The sequence below is a fragment of the Sphingomonas sp. IW22 genome (assembly GCF_041321155.1).
Classification (GTDB): Bacteria; Pseudomonadota; Alphaproteobacteria; order Sphingomonadales; family Sphingomonadaceae; genus Sphingomonas.
The window spans coordinates 487,150-502,174 of sequence record NZ_JBGGWB010000001.1 but is presented as its reverse complement, the minus strand read 5'-3'; the positions used below and the strand labels follow the sequence as shown (position 1 = coordinate 502,174).

At 66.1% G+C, this 15,025-nt stretch carries 19 protein-coding genes and 1 tRNA gene; 8 read left to right on the top strand and 12 right to left on the bottom strand.

Going from position 1 to position 15,025, the window contains the following annotated elements:
* Positions 1 to 62 precede the first annotated feature (62 nt).
* From guaB to ACAX61_RS02330, 5 genes are all read left to right on the top strand, one after another.
* A complete protein-coding gene (gene guaB / locus ACAX61_RS02350) occupies positions 63 to 1,520 on the top strand; it encodes an IMP dehydrogenase (protein WP_370713218.1) in 1,458 nt (485 codons plus the stop codon).
* Positions 1,520 to 1,657: a hypothetical protein gene (locus tag ACAX61_RS02345; protein WP_370713217.1), complete on the top strand. Its 138-nt coding sequence runs from the start codon at positions 1,520 to 1,522 to the stop codon at positions 1,655 to 1,657. Before guaB ends, ACAX61_RS02345 begins: the two co-directional genes overlap by 1 nt.
* The gene (locus ACAX61_RS02340) at positions 1,654 to 2,826 is read left to right on the top strand and encodes an RsmB/NOP family class I SAM-dependent RNA methyltransferase (protein WP_370713216.1); all 1,173 of its coding nucleotides are present in this window, start codon (positions 1,654 to 1,656) and stop codon (positions 2,824 to 2,826) included. The genes ACAX61_RS02345 and ACAX61_RS02340 overlap by 4 nt, the downstream gene beginning before the upstream one ends.
* Before the next feature lie 7 nt (positions 2,827 to 2,833).
* Positions 2,834 to 3,379: a tetratricopeptide repeat protein gene (locus ACAX61_RS02335; protein WP_370713215.1), complete on the top strand. Its 546-nt coding sequence runs from the start codon at positions 2,834 to 2,836 to the stop codon at positions 3,377 to 3,379.
* 682 nt (positions 3,380 to 4,061) lie between these two features.
* Entirely contained in the window at positions 4,062 to 4,439 is a 378-nt protein-coding gene (locus tag ACAX61_RS02330; RefSeq protein WP_370713214.1) for an excalibur calcium-binding domain-containing protein, read from the top strand.
* Between the two features lie 138 nt (positions 4,440 to 4,577).
* Here the strand turns inward: ACAX61_RS02330 and ACAX61_RS02325 are convergent, their stop codons facing one another.
* Positions 4,578 to 4,781, bottom strand: coding sequence for a transposase (locus tag ACAX61_RS02325; RefSeq protein WP_370714879.1), 204 nt, complete (start codon positions 4,779 to 4,781; stop codon positions 4,578 to 4,580).
* Between the two features lie 140 nt (positions 4,782 to 4,921).
* Here ACAX61_RS02325 and ACAX61_RS02320 point away from each other — a divergent pair, with 140 nt between their 5' ends.
* Entirely contained in the window at positions 4,922 to 5,074 is a 153-nt protein-coding gene (locus ACAX61_RS02320) for a hypothetical protein (protein ID WP_370713213.1), read from the top strand.
* Here ACAX61_RS02320 and ACAX61_RS02315 read toward each other — a convergent pair.
* From ACAX61_RS02315 to ACAX61_RS02305, 3 genes are all read right to left on the bottom strand, one after another.
* Positions 5,053 to 5,235 (bottom strand): transposase, encoded by a 183-nt coding sequence (locus ACAX61_RS02315; RefSeq protein WP_370713212.1) that lies wholly within the window; start codon positions 5,233 to 5,235, stop codon positions 5,053 to 5,055. The two genes, ACAX61_RS02320 and ACAX61_RS02315, sit on opposite strands and share 22 nt — an antisense overlap.
* A gap of 107 nt (positions 5,236 to 5,342) precedes the next feature.
* Positions 5,343 to 5,579: a hypothetical protein gene (locus ACAX61_RS02310; protein WP_370713211.1), complete on the bottom strand. Its 237-nt coding sequence runs from the start codon at positions 5,577 to 5,579 to the stop codon at positions 5,343 to 5,345.
* 309 nt (positions 5,580 to 5,888) lie between these two features.
* Positions 5,889 to 8,066, bottom strand: a complete 2,178-nt coding sequence (locus ACAX61_RS02305) for a S8 family peptidase (RefSeq protein ID WP_370713210.1) — start codon at positions 8,064 to 8,066, stop codon at positions 5,889 to 5,891.
* Positions 8,067 to 8,269: 203 nt separating this feature from the next.
* Between ACAX61_RS02305 and ACAX61_RS02300 the strand changes: the two genes are divergently transcribed.
* Entirely contained in the window at positions 8,270 to 8,614 is a 345-nt protein-coding gene (locus ACAX61_RS02300) for a cupin domain-containing protein (protein ID WP_370713209.1), read from the top strand.
* A 46-nt stretch (positions 8,615 to 8,660) separates the two neighbouring features.
* On the opposite strand, the gene ACAX61_RS02295 is transcribed toward ACAX61_RS02300, so the two are convergent.
* The 7 genes from ACAX61_RS02295 to infA all read right to left on the bottom strand — a co-directional run bounded on the left by ACAX61_RS02295 (position 8,661) and on the right by infA (position 13,204).
* Complete coding sequence (locus ACAX61_RS02295; protein ID WP_370713208.1) at positions 8,661 to 10,313, bottom strand: M28 family metallopeptidase; 1,653 nt, start codon at positions 10,311 to 10,313, stop codon at positions 8,661 to 8,663.
* A 61-nt stretch (positions 10,314 to 10,374) separates the two neighbouring features.
* The gene (locus ACAX61_RS02290) at positions 10,375 to 10,932 is read right to left on the bottom strand and encodes a DUF305 domain-containing protein (RefSeq protein ID WP_370713207.1); all 558 of its coding nucleotides are present in this window, start codon (positions 10,930 to 10,932) and stop codon (positions 10,375 to 10,377) included.
* A 169-nt stretch (positions 10,933 to 11,101) separates the two neighbouring features.
* A tRNA-Phe gene (locus tag ACAX61_RS02285) sits at positions 11,102 to 11,177 on the bottom strand.
* A 41-nt stretch (positions 11,178 to 11,218) separates the two neighbouring features.
* Entirely contained in the window at positions 11,219 to 11,416 is a 198-nt protein-coding gene (locus ACAX61_RS02280) for a DNA gyrase inhibitor YacG (protein WP_370713206.1), read from the bottom strand.
* Positions 11,413 to 12,372 (bottom strand): ribonuclease, encoded by a 960-nt coding sequence (locus ACAX61_RS02275; protein WP_370713205.1) that lies wholly within the window; start codon positions 12,370 to 12,372, stop codon positions 11,413 to 11,415. Before ACAX61_RS02275 ends, ACAX61_RS02280 begins: the two co-directional genes overlap by 4 nt.
* Entirely contained in the window at positions 12,365 to 12,937 is a 573-nt protein-coding gene (locus ACAX61_RS02270; protein WP_370713204.1) for a Maf family protein, read from the bottom strand. Before ACAX61_RS02270 ends, ACAX61_RS02275 begins: the two co-directional genes overlap by 8 nt.
* Positions 12,938 to 12,958: 21 nt before the next feature.
* Complete coding sequence (gene infA, locus ACAX61_RS02265) at positions 12,959 to 13,204, bottom strand: translation initiation factor IF-1 (RefSeq protein ID WP_325284488.1); 246 nt, start codon at positions 13,202 to 13,204, stop codon at positions 12,959 to 12,961.
* A gap of 176 nt (positions 13,205 to 13,380) precedes the next feature.
* On the opposite strand from infA, the gene ACAX61_RS02260 reads away from it, so the two are divergent.
* Positions 13,381 to 14,133: an energy transducer TonB gene (locus ACAX61_RS02260; protein WP_370713203.1), complete on the top strand. Its 753-nt coding sequence runs from the start codon at positions 13,381 to 13,383 to the stop codon at positions 14,131 to 14,133.
* Between the two features lie 13 nt (positions 14,134 to 14,146).
* On the opposite strand, the gene ACAX61_RS02255 is transcribed toward ACAX61_RS02260, so the two are convergent.
* On the bottom strand, positions 14,147 to 15,004 hold the full coding sequence (locus ACAX61_RS02255) for a methyltransferase domain-containing protein (protein ID WP_370713202.1): 858 nt from the start codon (positions 15,002 to 15,004) through the stop codon (positions 14,147 to 14,149).
* Between the last annotated feature and the right edge of the window lie 21 nt (positions 15,005 to 15,025).

Sequence of the window (15,025 nt, the reverse complement as noted above, 5' to 3'; positions counted from 1 at the left end):
GGCGACGCGCGGTTAGATGGGCCGCCAATCCTCGACTCGAACCCTATGGATCCGGCGCTCCCATGGACATACCCCTCGGCCTCACCTTCGACGACGTCCTCCTCTACCCGGCGGAATCGGAAGTCCTGCCCAGCATGGCGGATACGCGCACGCGGGTAACCCGTTCGCTCAGCCTGAACATCCCGTTCCTGTCGTCGGCGATGGACACGGTGACCGAATCGGACATGGCGATCGTGATGGCGCAGATGGGCGGCATCGGCGTGCTTCACCGCAACCTGTCGATCGAGGAACAGGTCGCCGCCGTGCGACAGGTCAAGCGGTTCGAAAGCGGCATGGTGGTGAACCCCATCACCATCACCCCCGACGCGCCGCTGGTCGAGGCGCAGGCATTGATGCAGCGTCACCGCATCAGCGGCATTCCGGTGGTCGAGGCATCGGGGCGGCTGGTCGGCATCCTGACCAATCGCGACGTGCGCTTTGCAGGCAATCCGCAGACGCCGGTGTCCGAACTGATGACGCGCGACAATCTGGCGACCGTCAGCGCAGGCGTGACGCAGGAGGAAGCGCGCCGGCTGCTTCACCAGCGCCGCATCGAAAAGCTGCTGGTCGTCGATGACGATTACGCCTGTGTCGGCCTGATCACGGTCAAGGATATCGAAAAGGCGGTGCTGTACCCCGAAGCGACCAAGGATGCCGCCGGGCGCCTGTGCGTCGCCGCCGCGACAACCGTGGGCGACAAGGGTTATGAGCGGACCGCCGCGCTGGTCGATGCCGAATGCGACCTGATCGTCATCGACACGGCACACGGCCACAATCGCGAAGTCGCCCGTGCGGTGGAACGCGCCAAGAAGCTGTCGAGCAAGGTTCAGGTCGTCGCCGGCAATGTCGCGACGGCAGAAGCGACGCGCGCGCTGATCGATGCCGGGGCCGACGGGATCAAGGTAGGCATCGGGCCGGGTTCGATCTGCACCACCCGTGTCGTCGCAGGCGTGGGCGTGCCACAGCTGACCGCCGTGATGGACGCCGCGCGCGAAGGCGCGAAGTCGGACGTGCCGATCATCGCGGATGGCGGCATCCGTACGTCGGGCGATGTGGCCAAGGCGCTGGCGGCTGGCGCGTCCAGCGTGATGATCGGATCGCTGCTGGCCGGGACCGAGGAAGCGCCGGGCGAGACGTTCCTGTATCAGGGTCGCGCGTATAAATCCTATCGCGGCATGGGTTCGGTCGGCGCGATGGCGCGCGGATCGGCTGACCGTTATTTCCAGCAGGACATCAAGGATCAGCTCAAGCTGGTGCCGGAAGGGATCGAGGGGCAGGTGCCGTTCAAGGGCCCGGCACGCGATGTCATCCATCAGCTGGTCGGCGGCGTAAAGGCGGCAATGGGCTATACCGGCAACCGCACGCTGCCCGAACTTCGCGAGCGTGCGCGTTTCGTGCGGATCACCGGTGCGGGCCTGCGCGAAAGCCATGTCCACGACGTGACGATCACGCGTGAGGCGCCGAATTATCCGACGCGTTGATGACCGACCAGCAAAAGGTCCTGCTGATCGTCGCGATTGCGGGGCTTTACGTGTTCCTGCGTGCGCGCTGGGTAAAGCGTAAGTGGATGATCGCACGGGCACGGCTGGCCGAAAACGACCGGGCGCCTGACGAATGACGCCCGGCGCACGCGTTCAATCGGCCATCGAGATCCTCGACCTGATCCTCGCCGCCGCGCGAGAGGGCGGGGCGGCGGCCGACACATTGCTGGCGCGCTGGTTCGCGGGGCACCGCTTTGCGGGATCGAAGGACCGGCGTGCGATCCGGGAACATGTCTATGCCGCGATCCGGCTGTGCGGCGAGGTGCCCGCAACCGGCCGCGCGGCGATGCTGGCGGTGGCCGCGACCGATCCGACGGTGGCCGCAGGCTTTGACGGCTCCCCCTATGGCCCTGCGCCGATCGGGGGCGATGAAGTCGCCGCGACACCGGGCGTCGCGCCGGCATGGCTGGTCGATGCGCTGACGGCGTCGGGCATGGACGCGGCGGCACAGGCGGCCTTGCTGGAGCGCGCGCCGCTGGACATCCGCATCAATCGCCTGCGCGGCGACGAGCCTGCGATTGAGGGCGCCATGCCCATCCATGGTCTGCCCGACGCGCTTCGCCTGCCCCCCGATACTGCGGTCGAGCGCCTGCCGGCGTTCGAGGCTGGCGCGATCGAGGTGCAGGATGCGGGCAGCCAGTTCGTCGCGCTCGCCTGTGCCGCGAAACCGGGTGAGCGGGTCGTCGACCTGTGCGCCGGGGCGGGGGGCAAGACGCTGGCGCTGGCCGCCGCAATGGCCAATGACGGCGTGATCCTGGCGACCGATACCGACCGCGCGCGGCTGCAACGCCTGTCGCCGCGCGCCGAACGGGCGGGCGTGACGATTGCGGAAACGCGGCTGCTCAATCCGGGGCGCGAGGCGGAAGTGCTGGAGGACTGGCGCGACGCCGCCGATCTGGTGCTGGTCGACGCGCCATGTTCGGGCACAGGCACCTGGCGGCGCAATCCCGAAGCGCGCTGGCGACTGACGCCCGATCGGCTGGCCCGGCTGACGGCGACGCAGGCGCGCTTGCTCGACTTGGCCGCCACGCTGGTGCGGCCCGGCGGGCGGCTGGTGCATGTCGTGTGCTCGCTGCTGGATGCCGAAGGGCGCGATCAGGCCGACGCCTTTCTGGCGCGGCATCCGGGGTGGCGCGTGGTGCCGCTGGATCTGCCGGCGGGTGCGCCGCACGGCCTTGGAATCCGACTCGATCCCGCCCATCATGGGACAGACGGCTTTTTCGTCGCGATGATGACAAGGCCGTGATAGCAAGATGAACGTGGTTTCGGAGAGCATCATGCGGTTCACCAGCGTATCGGCGGCGCTTGCCCTGGCAGCGGTCAGCATTTCGACCTCGCTGCACGGCCAGCGGCCCGACGACCAGATCGATCCCCGGTCGGTCGCGCTGGTGGAAAAGGCGAAGGCCGCGCGCGCGGCAGGCAATTTGTCGGGCGCCAACGACCTGCTCGAAAGCGCCGTTGTCGTCGACCCGCGCAACCGTCAGGCCTTTATCCTGATCGCCGAGGTCGCGCGGCAGCAGGAACTGCCGGGCAAGGCGATCCGCTTTTATCGTGAGGCGCTGACCATCGAGCCGAACGACGTCGCCGCGTTGCGCGGGCAGGGCGAAGTGCTGGTGCAAAAGGGCGCAGTCGCCAAGGCGCGCGAGAATCTGGCCAAGATCAAGACGCTGTGCGCAGCCAAACCGTGCGCCGACGCAACCGTACTGGCCGCAGCGATTGCCAAGGGACCGCCGGTGACGGCCACCGCGCAGGCAACGGTAACGCCGCTTGCTGCCGCTGCACCGGCGGGGAAGAATTAGAGCGCGCGGCGGCAGACTTAGGTAATGGTATGAAGGTCGAACAGCCGATCTTGGGTGGAAATTGGAATGGCGGCTTACAACTCCTTGCTATGGGGAAGCCGACACCGGACGTCCGCGTGAAAACGCATCAGATGTATGCATCGGCGGAGCGCGCGATTTTCCGACGTTTTTTGGCCGATGCATAACCTTTAAGTTTTGCATCATGAGTGCGGTAACTTGGGAAGCAGGTGCTAGCCCGGTCCAGTTTCCCACCCGATAAATGCCACCTTGATCCTATCGTCTTCAACCCAGCGCATCAGGCAGTCACTTTGCGTTTCAGGCATAGGCGCACCATCGGCGCTCTTCCTCCCAAACGCGAACGTCCCGTCGGGGTCAACCGACCACGCAATGCTATCAGGCGCGATGCCGCAGCGTTGGAGCGCTGCCTTAGCCTCGTTCGCCGTCGTGCCATGACGCGGAAGCATCATGCGGACGAGATTGCACCCACTCAGCAGCAAGGCGCACAGGCTAACGACATAGGTTCCGCTTCTCATCTGGAAAGATTAACGTGCTGCTTCGGGTCCGCAAGTGGCGTAATTCGATGGCGCGTTGCCTCGCTGACGTGATGCAAAACTTTTGATTTTCGGTTCATACAAGCCTTGGAGGCAACCAGCCTTTAACCCAGCCCCGCTACGCTAACACGATGCGCCGCAGCTCCGCCTTCAACCAACCATCGCCACAGGGGCGGCAAAGGCACTCACGCCGACCTGAGCCGAAGCCCGTCCCTATGGAATTGAAGCTACTCGGCGTGGCGGCGGCACTAGGGGCAGTTGTAGGCGTCGGGTCGATCGCAGCAAGTGAGGGTGGGTTGCAGCGGATAACCTCCGCTGCTCATTCCTTCGCAGTAAACACCGGCAGGGCTCGTGTCCGCGCACCTCAAGCTGGCGATTATTGGGCTGGGTGTGATTCAGCGCGCTCAGCAGGCACTGCTCCGATTTACCGTGAAGAGCCAGGCTACCGGGCCGAAATGGACGGAGACGGCGATGGCATCGCCTGCGAGCCATATCGCGGAAACCAATAGAAATGCAGTCCTGCCCTGCATCCTTGATCCAAAACTCGTAATTTTGCATCAGGAGATGAACAGGATGGGCAAGATAACCTGAACGAATGGCTGCTTTCAGAAGTCCCCACTTTAAACCCGAACGTTCGCAGCTGGGCGTTAGGCGACGTGGACAAATTTGAGCCGGTACCTGGCGGTGGCGAGGTGGACCATGCCGAGGAAGCTGCTGGCCGGCTGGTCGTAGCGTGTTGCGATGGCACGGTTGATCTTGAGTTGGCCGAACATGCGCTCGATGCGGTTCCGTTGCTTGTAGAGCGACCGGTCATTCTCGATCTTCACTCGCCGGTTTGAGCGACCGCGGATGGCGGGAGTGAAGCATCATACGCCTTGCAGTCTGCCGCCTCGCCCCCGGTCAGGTGGAAGGCGAGCGGTCGCCCGAGGGCATCAGCCAGGCAGTGAAGCTTACTGGTGAACCTGCCCCGCGACCGGCCAAGAGCGCGTCGATGAGCCCCCCTTTTCCGCCCGGTGCCGAGACGTGGGCGCGGACGGTGGTGCTGTCGATGCTGTCGTGGCCGGTGTCCGCCATGATCTCGGCCAGCGTCACCGCCACGATCTTCCAGACCCCGGCCTCGCTCTATCGCCGGAACCGGCGGTAGATGGTGTTCCAGCTCCCGTATTTTGGCGACACGTCGCGCCACGGCGCACCACACCGCAGCCGCCACAGTATGCCCTTGATGATCGAACGGTTCTGTTCGGGAGGTCTGCCCCGGCCCGGTTCTCTCGCTCGATCGTCAGCAGGTCCTTCAGGATACGCCATTCCGCCTCGGTGAGATCGCCCCGGCTCAAGCCTGCCTCCAAAAGGCAGCCTTGAATCAACCCTCAGATAGCTCGTCAACTTCTCTCGGCTCGCCCACCGCCGGTTAATCAGCCGGGATGATGCCCATATCGGCGGATGCCCTCATTACGAAGATCATTGAGAGTACGCTCGCCGTTCGGCCGGATGTAGTACTGAACCGGAGCAGCTTCAGCTGAACAGCGGGCCAACCCCGATCCACCGTCCGGCGCCAGGACGTTATAGCTGCCAGCTGTGTTCTTACGAAGGAACCATGTTCCTTCACGCGACACACGATCAGTATGTTGAACCGTCAGCACCCTGACCATTTGCTGGAAAGCGCACCGCCAATGACACGCTTCACTCGCAGATCGACGAACCAGGGCCACGACATAATGAGGCAGTCGCTGCCGCAATCCCCTATCTCGCTCGGTATCTGATCGACAGGACGTGCCTGAACCTTCGCGTCAAAGCATGCCTGCTCAGCCGAAGCGGCAGGAGATGCGACGAGGCCGATTACCCACGGCGGCGATCAAGGGTGCGTTCTGGATCACCAGCTCAGGCTACACCCGCCAACGCCGACCGTCACCAATTTGTCCACGCCGCCCAGCGGACGGACAGCATTTGTCAGTCCACGCCTAGAAGGCTGCGAACCAGCCGGCCAAAGCGCTCAACGCCTGTTCGGACATGTCGTGCATCAGCCCGATCCGCAGGCTGGATCGCGACCCGCCCGCGCCGAAGCCCGCCGTCAGTCGCAGCCGCCGCCTGTCGGCCAGACCCGCCAGGGTGCTGGTATAGGTCAGCGATCGCGTCACCAGATCATAGCCGCTGGCATAGGTCAGCCGCGCCGCGCCGCTTTCGATGGTGAGCGGTTGTGCGATGCCCACGCTGAGCATTCCGCCGGGTATCCGGCCGCGCACCTGAAGGCCGAGACGTGATCCCAATATCGGCGTGGCGTCGGTCACCAGCGAAGCGCCGTCGATCTTCAGGCGGGTGATCCCCAGCGAGCCATAGCCCTCCAGCGACCAACGATGGCCGAGGGCGACCATATGATGCGCCTCCATCATCATTGTCGTCGCGCCCAGGCCCAGCCGCAGCGCCCCGTGGCCGGTCGGCGTGCCCATGATGCTGCCACGCTCGTCGATGATCCCGGCGCGCAGTTCGGTACCGCGCACTGACCACCCAAGTGTCGCGGCGCTTGCCTGTGCCGCGTCCTGCCTGCCCGTTGCAAGGGTAAGCGCGATGCGCCCGCCGGCGAGCGGGCGTTCGAACCCGATGCTGTTTTCAGCGTGTGGCGCATAGGCCATGACCCCGTCCTCGAACGGCGCAAGGCCCATCAGATCGCTCTGCATCGAACGCCGCGCGTTCCAAGCAGCGCGGATCAAGGTTTGTCCTTGGTTCAGCGTCACGTTGCCGGTTGTCAGGGACGTCCGAACCTGGTCTTCCGACGGCCCGAACCGGACGCTTGAAAAGGCGAGGCTGGCGGACAGGGCCCCCGATGCAATCGCGGTCGTGCCGCCCGATCCCATCTGCTCCACACGGCGATACAGCCAGCGGTCCTGACGCGGTTCGGGGCGGATGATCATGCCCGCGACCGAGCCGGTGAAGTCACGGCCATATTCATCCAGAACGGTCACGCTTGATAGCGCGTTCTGAATGGCGGTGACGTTCATCGTGCCAGGAACGGCCATGACCGACGATGCGACCGCGCTTTGGCTCACGCCGTTGGACAAGGTGGGATTGACCGGGGAAAGTGCCGCTTTGAAGTCGACCAGACCGCGCCCGAAAACCGGGTCGGTCCCGGGGCTGCCAATATCGGTCGCGGTGTTCAGGATGATTTCGCCCGCCTGTTGCCCGCTGAGTTGCGGCCATTTCGACAGGATGGTCGCGGCCAGCGCGCTGACCACCGGCGCGGCGGAACTGGTGCCGCTGAACGTCGCCGTGCTGCCGCTGATGTTGGTGGTCAGGTTGGACCCGACCGCCACGACATAGCGGTCCATCGCCTCACCAGCGCGGTTTGAATAGGTGGCGAGTTGGTAGGAAGTCTGGGCCGGGCTTAGCGCGCCGACAAACAGGACGGCGTTGCGGTTGCTGTCGTTGATCGCCGGATAGTCCGCGGGCGCACTGCCACTCGAATTACCCGCCGACGACACGATCAGCCCGCCAGTCGCGCCATATCGGGCCACGGGTGCGCTCCACGCAGGATCCCCGCCGCTGCTGAGCGAGTGGTTGACGATCTTGATCCGCTGCCTGGTCGCGTAATCCAGCGCTTCGACGATGTGGGTCAGGGTTTCGGTGCGGGTATCCGCATCCCAGTCCGCAATACGCAGCACCGCGAGCCGGGCATCGGGGGCATAGCCCATTGCCCCTTGCCCATTGCGGTTGCCCGCGATGATGTTGGCGACGGCAGTGCCATGCTCCGACTGTTCGTCACCCAGTTCGTCGCGGGCGGTGCGAACCCCGCCGACGATATCATCGCCAAAGTCGCGCGAGAGTGCCGTGTCGATCCGGCCATCCAGTTCGCCGTTCACATTGACCACGCCGTCGTCGATCACGGCCACGGTCACGCCCTGTCCGGTGAAGCCACTGTCCAGCGCGTAAAGGGCGTTCGAAAACTCGTTCGCATCGTAATTGCGACGAAATTCAAAGCTGTCGTTGGCTGAGCGTGTCGGCTGCATCGTCGACGGCGTGATCACATAACCGGCGGGCGGCGGGACTGGCTGCGGATATGCAGGTGCCGGCGTCGGGCTGGGCGTGGGGGCGGGGGATACGCCGACCGGTCCGCCGGGCGGGCTGATGCTCCCGCCTGATCGCACGCCGCCGCCCCCGCCACCGCAAGCGGTCAGCGCGATCGAAGCCGCCGAAACGAATAAATGCCGCGTTCCCACCCGATTGCCCCCCAACAGGATCGAGAGCCTTCTAGACCGGATCATCGGTTAAAAAGTCTCACCCTGCCGGTGTTTCCCGGATAGCAGGCGTAAGGCGCGCTTTGACGGTGAGCGCGGGAGAAGGCGGCGTAATGAGCGAGAGACGGGATTCGAGCGGCAATCTTTTGTCCCACTTACCTGACGCGCGGGCGGGGGAGGTGTTTGCGGACATTCTGCGCCGGCCCGGCTGCAGGATCGAACGCATCGTCTCTCATGGACAAGTGACCCCGCCCAAGGCGCCCTATTGCCAGGACCATGACGAATGGGTGCTGGTGTTGAGCGGCCGGGCGATTGTGGAGGTCGCCGGGCGGCAGAACGTGCTGATGCCCGGCGATCATCTGTTCATTCCGCGCCGCGCGGAACACCGTGTGACCCACACCGATTTGAACGGGCCGACAGTCTGGCTGGCGGTGCATATCGGTGAGGGGACGGGCTGAACCACGGCGTTCGGGCGGGGCCACATGCCGCCGCCCGAAGCACTGGTCAGTTCGCCGGTGTCGATTCTTCCCGAATGGCGCGGAATTCGGAACCCGTCTTCCATTTCGGCCATTTGTCGCCGCGCGCCAGTTCGCTGCCGATCTGTTCGGCCAGTGCGATGTCCTGAATCGCGCCGTCCAGATTCCATTCCGGCGACCATGCGTCGCAAGCCTGGTGATAGCAGTTGCCGGTATAGGCATCGATCCACGCCTGACCGGCCGCCGTGCCGCCCTGTTTCAGGTCGGATGCCCCCGCAATGCTCATCAACAGCATCACCGGCACGCCGCGCTTGGCAAAGGAGAAATGGTCCGCGCGGTAGAACAACCCGCGTTCGGGCAGGCTTTCGGGCGTCACGCGGCGCCCCTGCGTCGCGGCGACACGGGCCATGTCGTCCTCCAGCGTGTTCTGGCCCTTGCCCACCAGCACCACGTCATTGGCGAGGCCAGCGGTCTGCAGGATGTCCAGCGTCAGGTTCGCGACCGTCTTTTCCATGGGATAGATGGGGTTGGCGGCGTAATATTCGGACCCCAGCAGCCCGCGCTCCTCCGCCGTCCAGGCCGCGAATACCACGCTGCGTGCCGGGGCCGGCCCCGCCTTGATCCCGCGCGCAATTTCGAGGATTCCGGCAATGCCCAGCGCGTCGTCATTGGCGCCCGCGCGATAGATGCGCCCCTGCGCGTCGGGCTTGCCCTTGCCATAAGCGTCCCAGTGCGCGCCATACATCACCACTTCGTCCGGCTTGGTCGTGCCGGGGATGCGCGCCAGCACATTGTGGCTGGTCAGCACTTCGTGCCGCACGGGCACGTCGGCGGCAAAGCTGACGCCCTTCAGCGGCGCCGGACGAAAATCGGGCTTGCGCGCGGCCGCCTTCATCGCGTTCAGGTCCAGCCCGGCCGACTCGAACAACCGGCCCGCGGCGTCGCCCGACAGCCAGCCTTGAAGCCGCACGCTGGTCACGTTCTCGGCCTTGCGGACGATGTCGTAATTCTCGCCGCCGGGGCTGGTGACGACGTTCCATCCATAACCCGCGCCCGCCGTGTCATGCACGATCAGCGCGCCGACCGCGCCCTGCCGCGCGGCTTCCTCGAACTTGTAGGTCCAGCGGCCATAGTAAGTCATGGTGCGGTCGCCGAACTTGCCCGCCGCCGGTTCGCCCGGCTTCGCTTCGAAATCGGGGTCGTTGACCAGGAAGATGGCGACCTTGCCCTTCAGGTCGGCGCCCTTGAAATCGTCCCATTTGCGTTCGGGTGCATCGACGCCGTAGCCGACGAAGACGACCGGCGCGTCGATGACCGAACGATCGTCGGGGCGGATGGTCGAGACATAAATGTCCTTGGCCACCTCGACCGGCATCGTGCCCTTCGGCCCCTTGAACGCCAGCGTGGCGGGCGTGCCCAGCCGGGTGTGGAGCAGCGGCACCGGCTGCACCCATTTTCCGTCCGGCCCCGCAGGCTCCAATCCCAGCCCCTGGAAGCGCGCGATCAGATAGCCGACCGTGCGGTCCTCTCCCGCCGTGCCGGGCGCTCGCCCCTCGAACGTATCGGACGCAAGCGTGCGGACCGTCTGGGTCACGCGCGACGCGGCATCGTCCTGGGCGAGGGCGGGGGAGGCCACGCTGGCAAGCAGCGCGGCGGCGAGCGAAAGGTTGATGCGTGTCATGCCGGCGGGTTTAGCCGACAAGACCGTGCGGGCAAGCCGATGCTTGCCCGAAATCCCACCCTTACTGAATGGGCGCCAGTGTGTTGACGTCCGCGCTGTCATCGGTTTCGGGCGGCGGGGGTTGAACCCCCCGGTCGCGATAGGACGGCAGGTCAGGCGCGCCCGATGGTGTCGGCTGAGCCTCCAGCCGGGCGATGTGACGCTTCATCTCGGCAATTTCGCGCACTTGGGCATCGATGATGCGGTCGGCCAGGCGCCGGACCTGCGGGTCGCGGATATGCGCGCGTTCGCTGGTCATGATCGCGATGGAATGGTGTGGGATCATCGCCTTCATATAGCTGACGTCGCTGACCGTTTCCTGGCTGCGAACAAGCCACAGTGCGCCCGCGAACACCGCGACCGCGCCGGCGACGATGCCGATATTGGCGCGGCGATTGGGATACATGTTCCACATGAAGGCGATCATGATCGCCGCCATGCACGCCCCCATCACCAGCGCCATCCACGTGCGAGTCTGGCTGTATGTGACATGCGAAAGGGCATAGGTGTTGAGATACATCAGCCCGAACATGATCAATGTCGACGTGACGATCATCGCGGCAAAGCGGGTGTAGGTCATCGGCCGTCTCCTCCACCAAAGCAAACCCGCCGGGGAGGAATAGAGTTGCACGCGGCCGCCCGATTGGCGGGGCGTAACGCCAGGCGGCCTGTCACAAGGGTGAAGAAAACGCAGATGCCGGGCCCGCGCATCGGCGCGTGCCAGTGGCGCGATCAACGATTTGATAAAGTGGTGCCCGGGGACGGAATCGAACCGCCGACACTGCGATTTTCAGTCGCATGCTCTACCAACTGAGCTACCCGGGCGCGGGTCCCAAGGGCCCTCGTGGCCGTTGGGAGCGCGCCTCTTAGTCGCGCGAATCGTGCCTGTCTAGCCCATCAATTTCAGTTGGGTCGATTGCAGTCCCCGGCAGGCGATATCCTTCGCCCAGCCATTGCAGCAGATCGCGGTCGCGGCATCCCTGCGAACAAAAAGGGGCGTGGTCGGGATGCGATGCCGTCGCACAGACGGGACATCCCTTTGATCTTGTCCTGGCCTTGCTCATCGACGTTCCTCGGCAACGAAATGCGCGGCAACGCCGGTGCGCCGCGCCAGTTCGTCGGTCAGTTCGGGGCGGCGCGCCAGCCAGCGCGCCACGGGTTCGGGGACGATATGGGTATCGGGCGCGGGCGGCGGAAGCCGCTCGAACTGACGCAGCAGCGCGCGGGCGGCGTGGCCCACGGGATCCGCCATGATCTGTTCGGGCAGCGACGCGCGCGCACGGCGGCGCACGACCTGCATGAAGCCGAAGCCGTTGATCGCGGTGCGTTCGAACGGCTGGGGCAGGGCGGCGTCGATCGCTTCGGCCACAGCCTGTCGCTCTGCCTTGTCGGCCAGGGTCGGGAAATCGATACCGATCGAGCCGCCAATACCGTGCCGCTCAAGCGCCTGCGCGACGGCGTGGGCGGCCGCGATGGACAGCGGACCGTGCGGCGGCGCGCCATCGACATCGAACAGGGTCATGGCCGGGGTGATCGCCATTCGAAGCCATCCGCCGGGAAAGGCGATGTCGCCGGTCAGCGCCTCATCCAAGACCTCGGACCAGCCGGCTTCCTCCAGCCGGTCAGGCTCATGGGCGCGACATTCGCGCACGGGCAGGCCGGTGGCCGCGATGCGGTCGCGCAGCGTGAGACCGGGATGGGGCGCGCCGTCGGCAGGCACAGCCTTTGGCAGGCGCAAGCGCCCGCGCTCGACAATCCCTTCCCGCACGATTCGGACGGTCAGGGTCGCGCCCTGCGTCACGCCGCGCGGCAGCGGTTCCAGCAGCGCGTCGCCGCCGCGGTCGGCCAGCGTCACCTTGCCCGTGCGGGGGCCGTTGATTTCGACAAGGCGCGCGCGCGCGACTGCGCCTTCGCGCGGCCCGCCGCCGGCTAGTTCGATGCGTGCCTTCCAGATGCGTCCGCGAGAGACCAGCGCGGCACGCGCCTCACCGATCCCGGCTTCGTAGAGCCATTCAGCCAAGCGGATGCCCCGCGCTTTCCAGCAGCGCGCGGGTTTCGAACAGCGGCAGGCCCACCACACAGGAATGGCTGCCCGACAGGAAACGGACAAACGCCTCAGCCCGGCCCTGAATGCCATAGCCGCCGGCCTTGCCCAGCCCTTCACCACATTCGATGTAGCGGTCGATTTCGGCCGTCGACAGCCGCTTGAACGCGACCACCGTATCGGCAAGGCGCAAGCGCACAGTGCCGTTCGTGTCGATCAGGCAAACTGCCGACAGCGCATGATGGCGGCGTCCCGACAACATTTCCAGCAGCTTGCGCTGAAGATCGGGGGTGTCGGCGGGGGGGAGAATGCGGCGGCCAAGCGCGATGGAAGTGTCACCCGCCAGCACCATTTCGTCCGGCGCGCGCTCAATCGCTTCCGCCTTCTGCCGGGCGACACGCAACGCATAGTCGCGCGGCAACTCAGCCTTTAACGGGCTTTCGTCGATATCGGGCGAGCAGATGCGCGCCGGGACAACGCCCAGCCGCCCAAGCAGCTCGCGCCGCCGGGGCGATGAAGAGGCGAGAACCAGCGAAGCCATGCGTCAGCCGCCCAGGCGGCGTTATTGCGGGCCGGGGCCGCCGCGACCGGGCATGAAGCGGTAAGTGATCCGCCCCTTGGTCAGGTCATAGGGGGTCAGCTCGACAAGCACTTCGTCACCGACCAGCACGCGGATGCGGTTCTTGCGCATCTTGCCGGCAGTGTGCCCCAGGATCTCATGATCGTTCTCAAGCCGGACGCGGAACATAGCGTTGGGGAGCAATTCCACCACGCGACCGCGCATCTCGAGTAGTTCTTCCTTGGCCAAACGGGTTCCTCTTTGGGTACGGAAAGTCGCGGGCCTATACGCCCGGACGCGGGAAAAGGGAAGCACCGCCGCAACTTCATCGTCACGTCGGCGCGATTTGATGTCTCAGGCGTGGTTCAGATACCACGGCCCAATCCCCATATAATGAAAATGAACGCAGTTTCGAGAGGTCTGCGATGAGCTATTCCGCCGGCAGCGCCCGAACGCGCGCGCCGGGTGCCGTCGGGGCGCTGGCGGTAACGGGCCTGTTCGGCTGGGCGCTGATGGCCGGTCTGGGCGTCTCGCCGGCCCAGAGCGTGACGCAGGCACTGGCAACCTTTACCGTCGCACCCAAACCACCCCCGCCGCCGCCCGAACCGGTCGTGCCGCCCCCGCGCCGCGATACCCGGCCGGAGGGAGAGGCCGCGCCCCCCAATCTGCAGTCCAAGGCAACCGAGGTGACGGCACCCGAACCGGTGGTCGTGACGCCGCTGCCCCCGCCGCCCGTCATTGTCGCGCGGATGCCGGGGCCGGGGGCGCAGCGGACCAGCGGCGCCACCGACCGGGTCGGACCGGGCACTGGAGCGGGCGGCATCGGCAACGGGTTCGGCGCGGGCGGATCAGGCGACGGGGACGGCGGCGGGTGGCAGGACGAGACACCGCCCATCCAGATACGCGGCGATATTCGCGATGCGGACTATCCAGCATATCTGGCTGACGCCGGGATCGGTGGCACGGTGGGCGTGCGATACCGCGTCGATCCCGACGGTCGCGCGCGCGATTGCCGCGTGACCCGCTCCAGCGGCGTGGGCGAACTGGACGCGATCACCTGTCGCCATATCGAGCGCCGGTTTCGCTTTCGCCCCTCGCTGGACGGCAGGGGGCGTCCGGTTGCGGCCACGATTGTCGAGCAGCACGAATGGGTCAGCGAACAGGTGGCGGCGCAATAGCCGCGACGCGCTACTAGCTCTGCGACTGCGCGTTCTTCAGGGCGTCCGCAAGTGATGCGGTCGCGCTGCCGCGACGGGCGGGCTTGGGCTGGCTGGGGTCGGGGGCCCAGCCGGTCAGGAAGACGATCTGAAACCGCTCGGTCACGCGGCCATCGGCATCGGCGCGCGCGGCAAAGGCCTCTGCCGCGCGGGCAAGGGTGGCTCGGGTGAGCGGTGGGGTGTCGCCCAGCAAGTTGGTCGCCGCCATGCCGCGCAGGTCGTCGATCAGCCGGCCCAGCCCCGAATAGCGCACCGACAGGGTTTCAATATCCGCGACCGGCAGGGTCAGGCCCGCGCGAACCAGCAGATCGCCGGCGGACCGCACGTCGATCTGCGGATGGATGCGCGCCACCGCGCGCGGTGCCTCTGCCTCCAGCAGCACGCTACGCAAAACGGGCAGGCTGCCCGCGCCGATGAATGCGCCCAGGAACAGCCCGTCGGGCCGCAGCACACGCCGCGCCAGTGTCAGCGCGCCGGGCACGTCGTTCACCTGATCCAGCACGCCCGCCGATACCACACAGTCGAAACTGGCATCGGCAAAGGGCAACCGGTCTTCATCCGCCTGCACCCCGCCGCCTGCGCGGGCAAAGGCGAAACCCGCATCCACGCGCGCGACCCGCGCGTCGCCCGCCGGTGTGAAGCGCGCGTCGAAACTGCCCATATCGAGGAAGTCGTGCATCGGCCGCTTCACCGCCGCGAGCCGCTCGTCGATGCCGTCCAGAATCGCGGCGCGAAGAAAGTCGTGCTCGCCAAATGCGGCGGCGGCGCGGTCGCGGCGAATGCGTCGAGCCTGACGATTAAACGGTTCGGGCGGCTGGGTTTCGCTGGACATGGTGCCGGCTTGTGCGCCCGG